General features: G+C 61.1%; 8 protein-coding genes. 6 read left to right on the plus strand and 2 right to left on the minus strand.

All coding sequences use genetic code 11. The features are described from left to right. Positions 1-18: 18 nt before the first annotated feature. The 6 genes from VNV36_RS09370 to VNV36_RS09395 all read left to right on the plus strand — a co-directional run bounded on the left by VNV36_RS09370 (position 19) and on the right by VNV36_RS09395 (position 12,958). Positions 19-4,527: a SpvB/TcaC N-terminal domain-containing protein gene (locus tag VNV36_RS09370; RefSeq protein WP_325717515.1), complete on the plus strand. Its 4,509-nt coding sequence runs from the start codon at positions 19-21 to the stop codon at positions 4,525-4,527. Continuing rightward, positions 4,524-7,313 carry an RHS repeat domain-containing protein gene (locus VNV36_RS09375; protein WP_325717516.1) on the plus strand — a complete coding sequence of 930 codons (2,790 nt, stop codon included), beginning with the start codon at positions 4,524-4,526 and terminating at the stop codon, positions 7,311-7,313. Before VNV36_RS09370 ends, VNV36_RS09375 begins: the two co-directional genes overlap by 4 nt. 105 nt (positions 7,314-7,418) lie before the next feature. Next, positions 7,419-9,179: a two-component system sensor histidine kinase MifS gene (gene mifS / locus VNV36_RS09380; RefSeq protein ID WP_325717517.1), complete on the plus strand. Its 1,761-nt coding sequence runs from the start codon at positions 7,419-7,421 to the stop codon at positions 9,177-9,179. Then, positions 9,179-10,510, plus strand: a complete 1,332-nt coding sequence (gene mifR / locus VNV36_RS09385; protein ID WP_325717518.1) for a two-component system response regulator MifR — start codon at positions 9,179-9,181, stop codon at positions 10,508-10,510. Before mifS ends, mifR begins: the two co-directional genes overlap by 1 nt. A 288-nt stretch (positions 10,511-10,798) precedes the next feature. After that, the gene (locus VNV36_RS09390) at positions 10,799-12,118 is read left to right on the plus strand and encodes an MFS transporter (protein ID WP_325717519.1); all 1,320 of its coding nucleotides are present in this window, start codon (positions 10,799-10,801) and stop codon (positions 12,116-12,118) included. A gap of 210 nt (positions 12,119-12,328) precedes the next feature. Continuing rightward, entirely contained in the window at positions 12,329-12,958 is a 630-nt protein-coding gene (locus VNV36_RS09395; protein WP_325717520.1) for a flavin reductase family protein, read from the plus strand. Here the strand turns inward: VNV36_RS09395 and VNV36_RS09400 are convergent, their stop codons facing one another. Together VNV36_RS09400 and VNV36_RS09405 are read right to left on the minus strand one after the other, a co-directional pair. After that, positions 12,959-13,201: a hypothetical protein gene (locus VNV36_RS09400; protein ID WP_325717521.1), complete on the minus strand. Its 243-nt coding sequence runs from the start codon at positions 13,199-13,201 to the stop codon at positions 12,959-12,961. A gap of 43 nt (positions 13,202-13,244) precedes the next feature. Further along, positions 13,245-13,598, minus strand: coding sequence for a putative quinol monooxygenase (locus VNV36_RS09405; RefSeq protein WP_325717522.1), 354 nt, complete (start codon positions 13,596-13,598; stop codon positions 13,245-13,247). Between the last annotated feature and the right edge of the window lie 188 nt (positions 13,599-13,786).

Here is a 13,786-nt window from a genome sequence, read left to right on the forward strand (position 1 = left end):
TCTGCACCGGACGCAATCATGGCCGAACAAGAGTTGAGCATCGTCACGCCGTCTATCGCCAAAAGTTCGACGATCGCCACCATCGGCAAGAGCTGGGGCGCGGTTGGCCCTACCGGTGCCGCCTCTTTCGTACTGCCGATTCCCGCTTCCAGCGGACGTGGCTGGGATCCGCAACTGTCGCTCACCTACAGCAGCCAGACCGGCAACGGCCCGTTCGGCATCGGTTGGGCGCTGAATGCCGGTCAGATCAGCCTGCGGACCAACAAGGGTGTGCCGCGTTACGACGGCCATGACGAAGTCGTCGGCTCCGACGGTGAGGTATGGATGCCGGAACTGCTTGCCGACGGCAGCCTCGACTCACGCCTGGAAACCACCTATCAGGGGGAAAACATCGGCCCGCACAGCGTGGTGCGCTACTGGGCACGGGTGGAGGGGGACTTTGCCCTGCGCGAATACTGGCAACGCCCGTCCCGCCTCAAGGAGGCTTCACCGCCTGGGTTCTGGCTGATCCACGGCGCCGACGGTTCGTTGCACGTCTACGGCAAAACAGCCAACGCACGCCTGACAGACCCGGACGACGCGCAGCGCATCAGCGCCTGGTTGCTCAGCGAAAGCATGAATACCCATGGTAAACACATCTGCTACCAGTACAAGGCGGATGACCAGGATCCCGACCCGATCCATGACTACCGTGCCCAGCGCTACCTGGAGCGGGTGTATTACGGCAACTGTACCGCGAGCGAAAAACTCTATGCCTGGGACGACGCTGACCCCGCGCAATGGGGCTGGCTTTTTCACCTGCTGTTCGATTACGGCGAGCGCACGACATCGCTGACCGAGGTGCCGGTGTATGACGGCGCCACCCTCCAGCCGTGGATCGACCGACCCGACCGCTTTTCGACCTACGGCCAGGGCTTTGCGCTGGGCACCCGACGGCTGTGCCAGCAAGTGCTGATGTTCCACCATTTTCCCGCGAGTGAGGATGACCCGCCGAAACTGGTACGTCGCCTGCTGCTGGAATATCACACCGCGCCAGACCGTTCGCAGTGGGCGTTCGGCCAGATCGCTGCGGCCCACTATCAAGCGTTTGATGCCAGTGGTTTTGTCGAGAACACGCCGCCGGTGGAGTTTGACTACGCGCCGTTCGAACTCAATAAAACTCCGTCCCGCCTGTTCGAATCACAAACCCAACCGGGCATCGAAGACGGCGGTTCTTATCAGTGCGTCGACCTTTACGGCGAAGGCCTGCCGGGGTTTCTGTGTCGCTACGACCAGAGCTGGTACTACCGCGAACCGTTGCGCGGTACGCCGCAGACCGACGAAATCGACTACGGCCCGTGGACGCCCCTGGAGAGAATCCCGGTGGCCGATCGCAGCCGGGGAACAGAGCAACTACTGACCGACCTGACCGGTGACGGACGCCTGGACTGGATCACCGCCCAGCCGGGCTTGAGTGGTTTTCGAACGCTCAATGCACAGCGCGAGTTCTCCGACTTCGTCGCCTTCAATAAATTTCCGCTGGAGTTCTTCAACACGCTGTCGACCCTCGGCGACCTGAGCGGTGACGGTTTGAGTTCGGTGGCGATGATCGGCCCGCACTCGGTGCGTCTGTACGCCAATCGCCGCGAAGAGGGCTTCGCCGCGGCAGAAGAGGTGAGTCACCAGCCCGACGATGATCGCTTGCCGGTGTTCAGTGACACCCCCACGGAGCTGGTACTGCTGGGACAGATGCTGGGCAGTGACATGCCTGAGCTGAGCCGCATCCGCCACGATGCAATCACTTGCTGGCCCAATCTGGGCCATGGCAAGTTCGGCCGCGGGCGCAAGATCAGCGATCTGCCCTTCAGCTACGAGCAATTCGATGCCTCACGGGTGCGCCTCGCCGACCTCGATGGCTCCGGTGCTTCGGCGCTGATTTACCTCAAATCCGATGTGTTCGAAATCTATCTGAACCGCGGCGGCAACGGCCTGGAGCAGATCCCGCTTACGGTGCCCTGGCCCACAGGCGTGCGATATGACCGCTTGTGCCAGGTGACCTTCGCCGATCTGCAAGGCCTGGGCTGCGCCAGTCTGATCCTGACCGTGCCCTACATGCAGCCGCAGCATTGGCGCTACGACTTTGTGTCGGCCAAGCCCTATCTGCTGACGTCCAGCAACAACAACATGGGTTGCAGCGCCAGCGTGGTCTATCGCAGTTCCGCACAGGAATGGCTCGACGAAAAACAGCGGATGCTTACCCTCAAGCGTTTGCCCGTTTCACACTTGCCGTTCCCGGTGGCAGTGGTCAAGAAGCAGCAACAACTCGACGAGATCACCGGCAATTGTCTGACGCAGACGTTCACTTGGCGCGAAGGCGTATACGACGGCGTGGATCGTGAGTTTCGCGGCTTCGGCCACTTGCAGCAGACCGACAGCGAAAGTGCAACCGGTGATGATGATGCCGGCTTCAGCGCACCGGTCCGGGTGTGCACCTGGTTTCACACCGGACAATCGATGGATCGGCCCCGTGATCAATATTTCAATGCAGACAAGGATGCCGTCGCGCTGGGAAAAACGCTGTTCAGCCGCACCCCGCCGGAAGAAGAGTTCGACCAGCCGATTGCCCCGCACGACGCCGACACCGAATACCAGATTCGTCGGGCGCTGGTGGGCGCGGTCGCGCGCGTTGAAACCTATGCCGATGCCGACAAGGATTTGCCAGGGATTGCCACACCGTTTGCCGTGCAAGAGTCGCGCTATCTGGTGCGCGAAGTTCGCCCTCAAGGCCATTACGCCGACGCCGTGTTGTTACCGCTGGTACTGGAGGAAATAAGCTATCAGTACGACGGATTCGTCGATGACCCGCTGTGCAGTCACCAGGTCAACCTGCGCTGGAACCGCTACGGTCTGTCGACCCAGGCGCTGACGGTAAGTTACGCACGGCGCCTGAACGAAGGTGACACCCCGCCGTTCACCGATCCGGATGAACAGCAGTGGTGGCGCGATGCGCATGACGAGGCGCAGCAGTCGTTTTACCTGAGCGAAAGTCGCGCGCAATACATCGACCTGCTCGATCTGCAGCAATGGCGGCTGGGCCTGCCATACCTGGCGCGCAGTAATGCGCTGGTCTTGCCCAAGGGCACGCTGCCGACCGGCCTGTCCCCGGCGCAGGTGTCCTATGAACAACTGGCGCTGCATCAGGATTCGTCGCAATGGAGGAACGCGAGGCTGCTGACATCCCAGTCGGTGCAGCGTTACGTAAAACCCGATGGCTCGCCGCTGCCCGATGGCAAAGCCGGGTTCGAAGCCCTCAAAGGCCCGCTGGAACTGGCGCAACTGGACAAGACCGCGCTGCAGGCTTACAGCGTCCTGCCGAAACCGTTCGACATCCATATCGAACTGAGCAAAATCGGCTACACGCCGATGGCGTTTCTGTTCGAGCCTCCCGCCCCGGCGGATGCCGAACCTGAGTTGTATTCCTCGTGTTTCGGCTTTGCCGAGTATGCCGACCTCAACGGCTTCTACAGAGTGCAGCGCTATCACGAAACGCCGAGCCACGGTGTCACCGAAGCCGAATACGATGGCTACGGGCTGGCCCTGACCCGGGTTACGCTTCCTGACGGTTGTACCACCCGCATCGCCTACGACTACCATGCCCTGCAACCGCTGCAGATCATCAACGCGAACGAGAATATCGAGGAGGCCATTTACGAACCTTCCGGTCAACCGCTGGCCACCAGCTTTCACGGCACGGAAAACGGCGTCGTCGCGGGATTCCGACCGCTCAGTGAATACAAGCGTCCGGAGGATCATCGACCCGACCCGGCCATTGCCGACCCCGAGAGCGCCGTGCAAAATGCCGCAAGCACGTTGCGCAAGGACCTGTTCAGCTGGATGGGCGAGGTCACCGCGCCTGCCGCGCTGAGCGCACAATGGGTGGCCGACCGGTATCTGCTGCCCAGCGGCCACATTCGCGCCAGTGCACGTCAGCGTCTGGCTCGGCGCACGAGCCTGACGCCCTCCGAACAGGCACTGCTGGAGGCGATCCAGACGACCCGGCGCGAACCGGTGCACAGCGTTGTGCTCTCAGCCGACCGCTATCACGATGATGAAATCCCCGCGCAGATCCAGATCATCAAGGCCTGTGTCGACGGCTTTGGCCGAGCGTTGCAGACCCAGCAACGGGTTGATCCGGGCATGGCTTACGCGGTGGATGACGACGGTTCGCTGATCATCGAAAACGGCCAGTTGAAAGAAGTCTTCGCCGAGTCGCGCTGGCGCACCAGCGCACGGGTCGAGTACAACAACAAGGGCGCGGAGGTACGCGCTTTCCGACCGATCTTCACCGAAGATCATCGCTATATCAAAGACGAGTCGCTGCGCGAATACGGCTTCTTCGATCAGCTGTTTTACGACGCCCTCGGTCGCCTGATCAAACTGATCAATGCCAAAGGCTATTTTTCCCGCACCGCTTACCATCCCTGGTATCAGACCGCAGAAGACTTCAACGACACGATCAAACCGCCAACCGAGACCAGCACGCGATGAACGCCGCGACGCATTGGCACACGCCGGCACTTTCGGTCATCGATGGTCGCGGCCTGGCCGTTCGGCAAGTCGCTTACATGCGCTGCGAGGGGGTCATTAAAGCGCTGGTCAATCGCCAGCAACATGATGCAGCGGGCCGGCCAGTGACGCAGCGGGACCCGCGCCTGGCGATGCCCAACCTGACCACGGTTCATGACCTGGGCGGCGCAGTGTTGAAAACCGACAGCGTCGACGCCGGCTGGCGCCTGAGTCTGCCAGGGCTGGCCGGGGAGCCGCGCCAGCGCTGGGACGAGCGCGTCAACCACTGGCGCATGGCCTTCGATGATCAACTGCGCGTACTGACCGTGGAGGAAAATGGCCAGGCCGAGGTGGAGGTATTCACCTATGCCGATGCCAGCGCCGACACCGGACACAACCGGTGCGGTCAGTTGCTCGAGCAGAAGGACCGGTCGGGCACTCTGCGCACCGACAGCTATGCCCTGACTGGCCAGCCACTGACCGAAACCCGCACCTTTGGCGATGACCAAGCCTTCACCAGTCGGCGCGTGTTCAGCCCGCTGGGCGCGGTGCTGGAGCAGACCGACGCCGGCGGTCATCGTCAACAATCGCGCTACGGCCGCGCCGGCCAGCTCAGGCAGGTGCGACTATGGGTCAAGGGCCAGCCCGACTGGCAGCCGGTTTTATACGATGCGCAATACAACGCCGCCGATCAGATCATCGAACAGCGGGCCGGCAATGGCGTGTGCAGTCAATGGACATACGACCTGGCCGATGGTCGTTTACGCACCCAGTGCAGCCGCAAGGATGTCGGGCCGCCGCTGCAAAACTTCGAATACTTCTACGACCCGGTCGGCAATATCACTTGCATCAAGGACCACACCTTCCAGCCGACCTGGTTCGCCAACCAGCAGGTCGACGGCCACCGGGAGTTTTGCTACGACGAGCAGTACCGCCTGGTCTACGCCACCGGTTACGACGACGGCCCGCCTTCGGACATTCCCGGTTTGCCGCAACCGACCGATCCGAAAAACCGCCTCAACTACACTCAGACGTACACCTACGACGACGGCGGCAACCTGGAAAAACGCGTGCACGTGCGTGCCGGCGCCAGTCATACCCTGCAGATGTGCACCGACCGGCACAGCAACCGCAGCGTGCGCTGGCAACCGAATGATCCGGAGCCCGACTTCGACAGCCTGTTCGACCCCCACGGCAATCAGCTGCATTTGCACCCCGGTCGCCCGATGCAGTGGAACACTCGCGACGAACTGCACAGCGTCACCCTCGTCCACCGCGAAAACGCTCCCGACGACATCGAGCACTACACCTACAGCCAGGGCGCACGTGTGCTCAAGCGACATGAATGGCATGCCGGCGCCACGGTGCATTTTCATCAGGTGCGTTACCTTCCGGGACTGGAAATCCGCACCAGGGACAACGGTGAAGAACTGCATGTCATCAGCGTGGGCAGTGCGCGCTGCCTGCACTGGGTGCAGAAACCACCGGCAGACATCGCCAACAATCAACTGCGCTACAGCCTCGAAGACCACCTGGGCTCGTGCACGATGGAGCTCGACCAGCTCGCGCGGATCATCAGCGAGGAAGGTTATTACCCGTTCGGCGCCACGGCGTGGCTGCTGGCCGAATTCTTCATCGAGGTCAGCTACCGATTCTGGCGTTACTCGGGCAAGGAAATGGACTGCAGCGGTGCGTATTACTACGGCGCACGGTATTACGCGCCGTGGTTGCAGCGATGGGTCAGCCCGGATGCGGAGCAGGCAGATGGTCTGAACTTATATGCGTTCGTGGGGAACAACCCGATCCGCTTCGTCGATCCGGACGGAAACAAGCGAGCAGAAGGCGTGATCATGCTGTATTCGGCGTTTGTTTCGGCCGTAGGAGAACATTCCGAAGAAGTTTTGGGGCAACTGCACAGCATTATTCATTCAGACGTTGCAGTGAACATGATGGTGAATATGGCAGGAGAAGGCATCAGAGGCCTTATCGGCTATGAAGGAGGATCTTTGGGTGGCGGGCAATTCGACATTCTGCTCCCCGCCCTTAAAGTCGAACCGAACGTGTTGAAACCCTCAGGCTTGATCGGTGGCAACATCGGTGGGGATGTCGCGGGGGCTATGCTGGAACCGCTGGCAAACCAGGTGGACCTGCGAGTCGGCCCATTGATACCGCAGACCTCGCAGATGTCCGTCAGCGCGATTGATGAACGGCTGGGAATTGCGGAACCGGTCAAGGAGATCAACTCCTGGGAAGACTTCAAAAGCGAGGTAGTCCATCCGGTACTCAATTCAGTCTTCAACCCGTTATTTTTAATGAACAGAGTAGTCGGATCGGTAATCGGGGGCATTTCCGGCGCACTTAATATGGGAAGTCGGGCGCAGGAAGCACAAGACATCAAGAACCGGCTCGATCCGGTGAAGATTGAAAAGATCGAAAAAATGCTCAGCGACTGGAAAGCAGCCATCGAACAACGGTCTGCGTGGGCAGAGAATGCTTTCGATGCAGTGGGTGTTGACCGTGTTTCGCCCGCTAATGTGCTTCCGAATGCCAATGGCAACACTTCCAGCGAAACGCTGGCCGTCATCACGCGTTCGGGCCTGCGGCAGAAAACCCGAGCCGTGCTTGCCAACATCTCGCGGGCTCAGGCCGGCCTTGCGCACTACAAAGAGATGGGGACGACGGATAACCTGTATATGGCAAGACAACGGCATGTGGCATCGAAAAAACCCGCTCATCCACTGGTAGCCAAGTTTAAATACGGGCGATGAACTCACGCAGTCGCGCACGCCTTCCCGGGTCTTTAACACAGTCGGAGCTGCCATGAATCTGCGGCATGCTATCGTGCCTGCCCGATTGTCATCCGTTCGCCCAGCATGCTGCCGACTTCCCGTACCCTGCGTCTGTCGTTGTATACCCTGCTGATCATCGCCGGCGCCGCACTCGCCGCGACGCTCGCAATGCGCCACGCCGAGCGTCAGGCGCTGGAGGAAGACGCCGCCCGCGCCAATCAGCAACTGGGGCTTTATGCCAACTCGTTGCACACCCTGATCGACCGCTACCGCGCCCTGCCCGCCGTACTGGCACTGGACCCGCAATTGCGTTCGGCACTGGCCGGCCCGGTCGATGCCGATGAACAGGCAGCGCTGAATCTGAAGCTGGAAAAGATCAACGGTGCGGCGCAGTCCTCGACCCTTGAACTGCTCGACCGTACTGGCCTGGCCGTGGCTGCCAGTAACTGGCGCTTGCCCAGCAGTTACGTCGGCCACAATTATGGTTTCCGCCCCTACTTCAGCCAGACCCGCACTCAAGGCACCGGGCGCTTTTATGCGGTGGGCGTGACCAGCGGGATTCCCGGTTATTTCCTCTCCAGTGCGGTGCTCGGCGACCACGACGAGTTCCTCGGCGCGATGGTGGTCAAGCTGGAATTTCCCGAACTGGAGCGTGAATGGAGTCAGGGCAACGACACTCTGCTGGTCAGCGACGCGCGCGGGATTGTCTTCATCGCCAACCAGCCTGGCTGGCGTTACCGCGCCTTGCGGCCGTTGACTGCCAGCGATCTGGCCGAGATCAAGACCACGCGTCAGTACGACAAGCAATCGCTGCTGCCCCTGACCCATTTGTCGGTGCGCCGCTTCGATGACAACAGCGACCTGCGCCGGGTCGAGGGTCCGCAGGGTACGGCGGATTACTTATGGGAATCGCTGCCTTTGACGACCGAGGGCTGGACCCTGCACCTGCTGCGGCGACCGCAAGTAGCCTTCGAAGATTTGCGCAATGCCGCACTTGCTGCCGCCGGTGTGTGGCTGGCGCTGGTGTTCCTGCTGTTGTTCCTCAACCAGCGCTGGCGCCTGGCCAAGGTGCGCCAGCGCAATCGCGAAGAACTCGAACGTCTGGTCGAGGAGCGCACCCGCGACTTGCGCACCGCTCAGGAAGGTCTGGTGCAATCGGCCAAACTTGCGGCGCTGGGGCAGATGTCCGCCGCGCTGGCCCACGAAATCAATCAACCGCTGACCGCTCAGCGCATGCAGCTGGCGACTTTGCGCCTGCTGCTCGAACACGGCCGCGTCGACGACGCGTACAAGGCGCTGAAACCGGTGGATGACATGCTCACGCGCATGGCCGCACTCACCGGTCACCTCAAGACTTTCGCCCGCAAGAGCCCGAGCGGCCTGCGCGAACGTCTGGATCTGGCGACGGTGGTCGATCAGGCGCTGCAACTGCTCGATGCGCGGCTGCGTGACGAGCAGGTCAGTCTGGTCCTGCATCTGGCGCGTCCGGCGTGGGTGCGCGGTGATGCGATTCGTCTCGAACAGGTGCTGATCAATCTACTGCGCAATGCACTGGATGCGATGCAGGGCAAAGCCTGCAAGCGTGTGGAAATCCGTCTGGAGGCCGACGAGCAACTATGGCGGCTGAGCGTCAGTGACAACGGCGACGGCATTGCCGAGGAGCATCTGGGCCAGGTGTTCGACCCGTTTTTCACCACCAAACCGGTGGGCGATGGTCTGGGCCTCGGGCTGGCAGTATCCTTCGCCATCGTGCATGAATCCGGCGGTCGCCTGAGCGCCGAGAATGGCGACAGCGGCGCGGTGTTCAGCCTGACCCTGCCGATCGATCTGGAGGCACACATCTGATGCTCAATTCGGTGATGGTGGTCGACGATGAAACCAGCATTCGCAACGCCGTCGAACAGTGGCTGAGCCTGTCGGGATTCGCAGTGCAGTTGTTCAGCCGCGCTGAAGAATGCCTCGCCGCACTCCCCGAGCACTTCGCCGGAGTGATCCTCAGCGACGTGCGCATGCCCGGCATGGACGGTTTGCAATTGCTCGCCGCCGTGCAAAAGCGCGACGCCGATCTGCCAGTGATTCTGCTCACCGGCCATGGCGACGTGCCGATGGCGGTAGAGGCGATGCGCGACGGCGCCTATGACTTTCTGGAAAAACCGTTCAGCCCCGAAACATTGCTCGGCAGCTTGCGCCGGGCGCTGGACAAGCGCCGCCTGGTCCTGGAAAACCGCGCCCTGCACGAACTCGCCGACAACCGCGCCAGGCTCGATGCGACGCTGTTGGGCGTGTCCCGGAGCTTGCAGACGTTGCGCCGGCAAGTGCTGGATCTGGCGACGTTACCGGTCAATGTGCTGATCCGTGGCGAAACCGGTAGCGGCAAGGAACTGGTCGCGCGCTGTCTGCATGATTTCGGTCCGCGAGCCGGCAAACCGTTTGTGGCGCTGAACTGCGCGGCGATCCCCGAGCAGCTGTTCGAGGCCGAACTGTTCGGCCATGAGAGCGGCGCATTTACCGGCGCCGCGGGCAAGCGCATCGGCAAACTGGAATACGCTGATGGCGGCACGTTGTTTCTCGATGAAATCGAAAGCATGCCGCTGGCGCAGCAGGTGAAACTGTTGCGCGTGTTGCAGGAGCAAAAGCTTGAACGCCTGGGGTCGAACCAGAGCATCCGCGTTGACTTGCGCATCGTTGCGGCGACCAAACCGGATCTGCTCGACGAAGCCCGCGCCGGGCGCTTTCGTGAAGACCTGGCTTACCGCTTGACCGTCGCCGAACTGCGCTTGCCGCCCTTGCGTGATCGCCGCGAAGACATTCCGTTGCTGTTCGAGACCTTCGCGCACAATGCCGCCCAACGCCTGGGTCGAACCTTCCCGCCGTTGACGGGTGCGCAGTTGAGTCATCTGCTCAGCCACGACTGGCCGGGCAATGTTCGCGAACTGGCGAATGTTGCTGAAAGGCAAGTGCTGGGACTGGATGAACCGGTCGCCGGGATTGATCCCGGGCAATCGCTGGCCGCGCAGCAGGAAGCGTTCGAAGCGCAGTGCCTGCGCGCGGCGCTGACCCGACACAAGGGCGATGTGAAAGCGGTGCTCGAAGAACTGCAACTGCCGCGCCGCACGTTCAATGAAAAGATGCAGCGGCATGGGTTGAGTCGGGAGATGTTTGTTTCCGACAACTGAGTTATTCGTCGTCGCTGATGGCCCCTTCCCGAGCAGGCTCGCTCCCACATTTGTCATGCACTCTCTGTGGGAGCGAGCCTGCTCGCGAAGGGGCCTGATCAGGCAACAGAACCATTCGCATAAGCAAATTTCCGCTCAGCCTCGACCAACCATAAGCGGATTTCCGCTCACCCATTCCCGCCACCCCCTCTAAACCGGCCCTCTTTCCCCTGGCACAGCTCCTGCTATAGCCCTAGCAGGCTGCGTTCCGACGCGCTCCACAAAAACAATTAAATGAAGGATCCTTCAATGGATAACTCCAACGCCCTGCCCCTTGGGTCGGCTGCCGTGCCGGCCAAACCCAGAACCACCGCCAGCCGGATCAAATCGATCTTCAGCGGTTCTGTCGGCAACATGGTCGAGTGGTACGACTGGTATGTGTATGCCGCCTTCTCCCTGTACTTCGCCAAGACCTTCTTCCCCGCCGGCTCCACCACCGCGCAACTGATGAACACCGCAGCGATCTTCGCCGTCGGATTTTTGATGCGTCCGATCGGTGGCTGGCTGATGGGCATGTACGCCGACAAGGTCGGGCGCAAGAAAGCGCTGATGGCCTCGGTGTATCTCATGTGCTTCGGCTCGCTGCTGATCGCCCTGAGCCCCAACTATGAAACCATCGGCATCGGCGCGCCGATCCTGCTGGTGTTCGCGCGGTTGCTGCAAGGCCTGTCGGTCGGCGGCGAATACGGCACCTCGGCCACGTATCTCTCGGAGATGGCGACCAGGGAACGTCGCGGCTTTTTCTCCAGCTTCCAGTACGTGACCTTGATCTCCGGCCAGCTCATCGCCCTCGGCGTGTTGATCGTGCTGCAAAACATGCTGACCACCGAACAGCTGTACGCGTGGGGCTGGCGCATCCCGTTCGCCATCGGCGCGCTGTGTGCGGTGGTGGCGCTGTACCTGCGTCGCGGCATGGAAGAGACCGAGTCGTTCAGCAAAAAAGAGAAATCCAGGGAAAGCGCCATGCGCACCTTGATGCGCCACCCGAAAGAGCTGTTGACGGTGGTCGGCCTGACCATGGGCGGCACCCTGGCCTTCTACACCTACACCACCTACATGCAGAAGTACCTGGTGAACACGGTCGGCATGAGCATCTCCGACTCGACCACCATTTCTGCCGCCACGCTATTCCTGTTCATGTGCCTGCAACCGATCATCGGCGGCCTGTCGGACAAGATCGGCCGGCGTCCTATCCTGATCGCTTTCGGCGTACTGGGCACGATCTTCACCGTGCCGATCCTGATGACTCTGCACACCATCCAGACCTGGTGGGGTGCGTTCTTCCTGATCATGGCGGCACTGATCATCGTCAGCGGCTATACCTCGATCAATGCGGTGGTGAAGGCCGAGCTGTTCCCGACCGAAATCCGCGCACTGGGCGTCGGTCTGCCCTACGCACTGACCGTGTCGATTTTCGGCGGCACCGCCGAATATATCGCGCTGTGGTTCAAGAGCATCGGCATGGAAACCGGTTACTACTGGTACGTCACCGCCTGCATTGCCGTGTCGCTGCTGGTGTACATCACCATGAAGGACACCCAGAAGCATTCGCGGATCGTGACTGACTGACCGGGCCGCATCGCTGGCAGGACACAAAATCTGTGTCCTGACTCGAACCCGTAGGAGCTGCCGAAGGCTGCGATCTTTTGATTTTGTTTTTCAAGATCAAAAGATCGCAGCCTTCGGCAGCTCCTACACGGGATGTGCTTCTGGCTGGAAATATGTGGTATGTCCTTGCACTATGGCTGCATCCGAATGCAGCCCAGGAATCCGCTCCCCATGCCCGATGATATCCACTTCTACGAACCCGCCCACGGCCACGGCCTGCCTCACGATCCGTTCAACGCCATTGTCGGCCCGCGGCCCATCGGCTGGATCTCCTCGCAGGATGCCGAAGGCCGGCTCAATCTGGCGCCGTACAGTTTCTTCAACGCTTTCAACTACGTGCCGCCGATCATTGGTTTTTCCAGCGTCGGGCGCAAAGACAGTCTGAACAACATTGAGCAGACCGGTGAGTTCGCCTGGAACCTCGCCACCCGTCCATTGGCCGAGCAGATGAATCAGAGCTGCGCGATGGTCGCGCCCCAGGTCAACGAGTTTGAACTGGCGGGGCTGACGACCGTGGCGTCAAAGGTGATCTCGGTACCACGGGTGGCCGAAAGCCCGGTGTCGTTCGAGTGCAAGGTCAGCCAGATCATCCAGTTGCAACGCGCCGATGGCGCAACCGTGCCGAGCTGGCTGATCCTGGGTGAGGTGGTCGCCGTGCACATCGCCAAGTGGTTGCTCAAGGATGGCATCTACGACACCGCCGCGGCAGAACCGATTCTGCGTGGCGGCGGGCCGGCGGATTACTTTCAGCTGGGGCCTGAGGCGCTGTTCAAGATGTGGCGCCCCGGGGCGCAGAAATAATTACCAGACCAGCTCGGCCTCATCAGTGACGCCCTTGAGCTTGTCCAGCTCGTTGATTGCCGCGTCATCGGCAGCGATCGCGCCGGCGAAGACCTGATCATTCAGCAGTTTGTGAAAACGCGGTGCGCCGCCATCGACCCGGGCCTTGACCGCGATGGCCGCGTAATAACCCTTGTTGCCGCCCAGTTCGACGGGGACGACTGCGGAGACTGCTTCGAAGCGTTCAAACTCTTTACGTGCCATGTCGCGGATCCCGACTCAATCAATCAAGCCGGACATTAAACCCTCAACCGGCGAGTTTGTGTACCGGCGCCGAACATTGGCCAAGGGCCTGCGCTGCCGAGACGTCTCTGAAAGTATGGAAGTCGAGGCTGTTGACCACCAAGTCCTGCACCAGTTCGGCGAAGACTTCCATCGACGGACTGTTGAAATACGCGGTCATCATCTGCTGACTGCTCCAGTAGCCGCTGACCAGCCACAGGTCAGCATCGCACTGCGACTGCTGCAACGAAAAACTCAGGCACCCGGGCGCGGCGCGCGAGACTTCGATCAACGCGCTCAGGCGCACACCGAGTTCCGCCGAGCGCCCGGCCTGGGCACGGACGAAGGCCATATGACTGACAGGCATCTGCTTGGACATGATCAACCCTCCATGAAATCGCGTGGCAGCCGGGGACGGGCTGCGACTGGAGCAAAGATTAAGGGCCGGGGTATCTGCGCCGTTAGTCGATTCCTGCCTTCGCGTTGCACAATCCTGCGAGACTGTGCAGACGACCTGTAACAACCGGTAACCCCGCGCAACACGTCTGTCATACGCGTTTTGTGTAG

Origin of the sequence: Pseudomonas sp. (assembly GCF_035554175.1) — a bacterium.
Lineage (GTDB): Bacteria > Pseudomonadota > Gammaproteobacteria > Pseudomonadales > Pseudomonadaceae > Aquipseudomonas.

Coding starts and splice junctions, on each gene's coding strand:
- VNV36_RS09400 (WP_325717521.1), bottom strand. CDS start 13,201: ATGGCACGTAAAGAGTTTGAACGCTTCGAAGCAGTCTCCGCAGTCGTC.
- VNV36_RS09390 (WP_325717519.1), top strand. CDS start 10,799: ATGGATAACTCCAACGCCCTGCCCCTTGGGTCGGCTGCCGTGCCGGCC.
- VNV36_RS09405 (WP_325717522.1), bottom strand. CDS start 13,598: ATGTCCAAGCAGATGCCTGTCAGTCATATGGCCTTCGTCCGTGCCCAG.
- VNV36_RS09395 (WP_325717520.1), top strand. CDS start 12,329: ATGCCCGATGATATCCACTTCTACGAACCCGCCCACGGCCACGGCCTG.
- VNV36_RS09370 (WP_325717515.1), top strand. CDS start 19: ATGGCCGAACAAGAGTTGAGCATCGTCACGCCGTCTATCGCCAAAAGT.
- VNV36_RS09375 (WP_325717516.1), top strand. CDS start 4,524: ATGAACGCCGCGACGCATTGGCACACGCCGGCACTTTCGGTCATCGAT.
- mifR (WP_325717518.1), top strand. CDS start 9,179: ATGCTCAATTCGGTGATGGTGGTCGACGATGAAACCAGCATTCGCAAC.
- mifS (WP_325717517.1), top strand. CDS start 7,419: ATGCTGCCGACTTCCCGTACCCTGCGTCTGTCGTTGTATACCCTGCTG.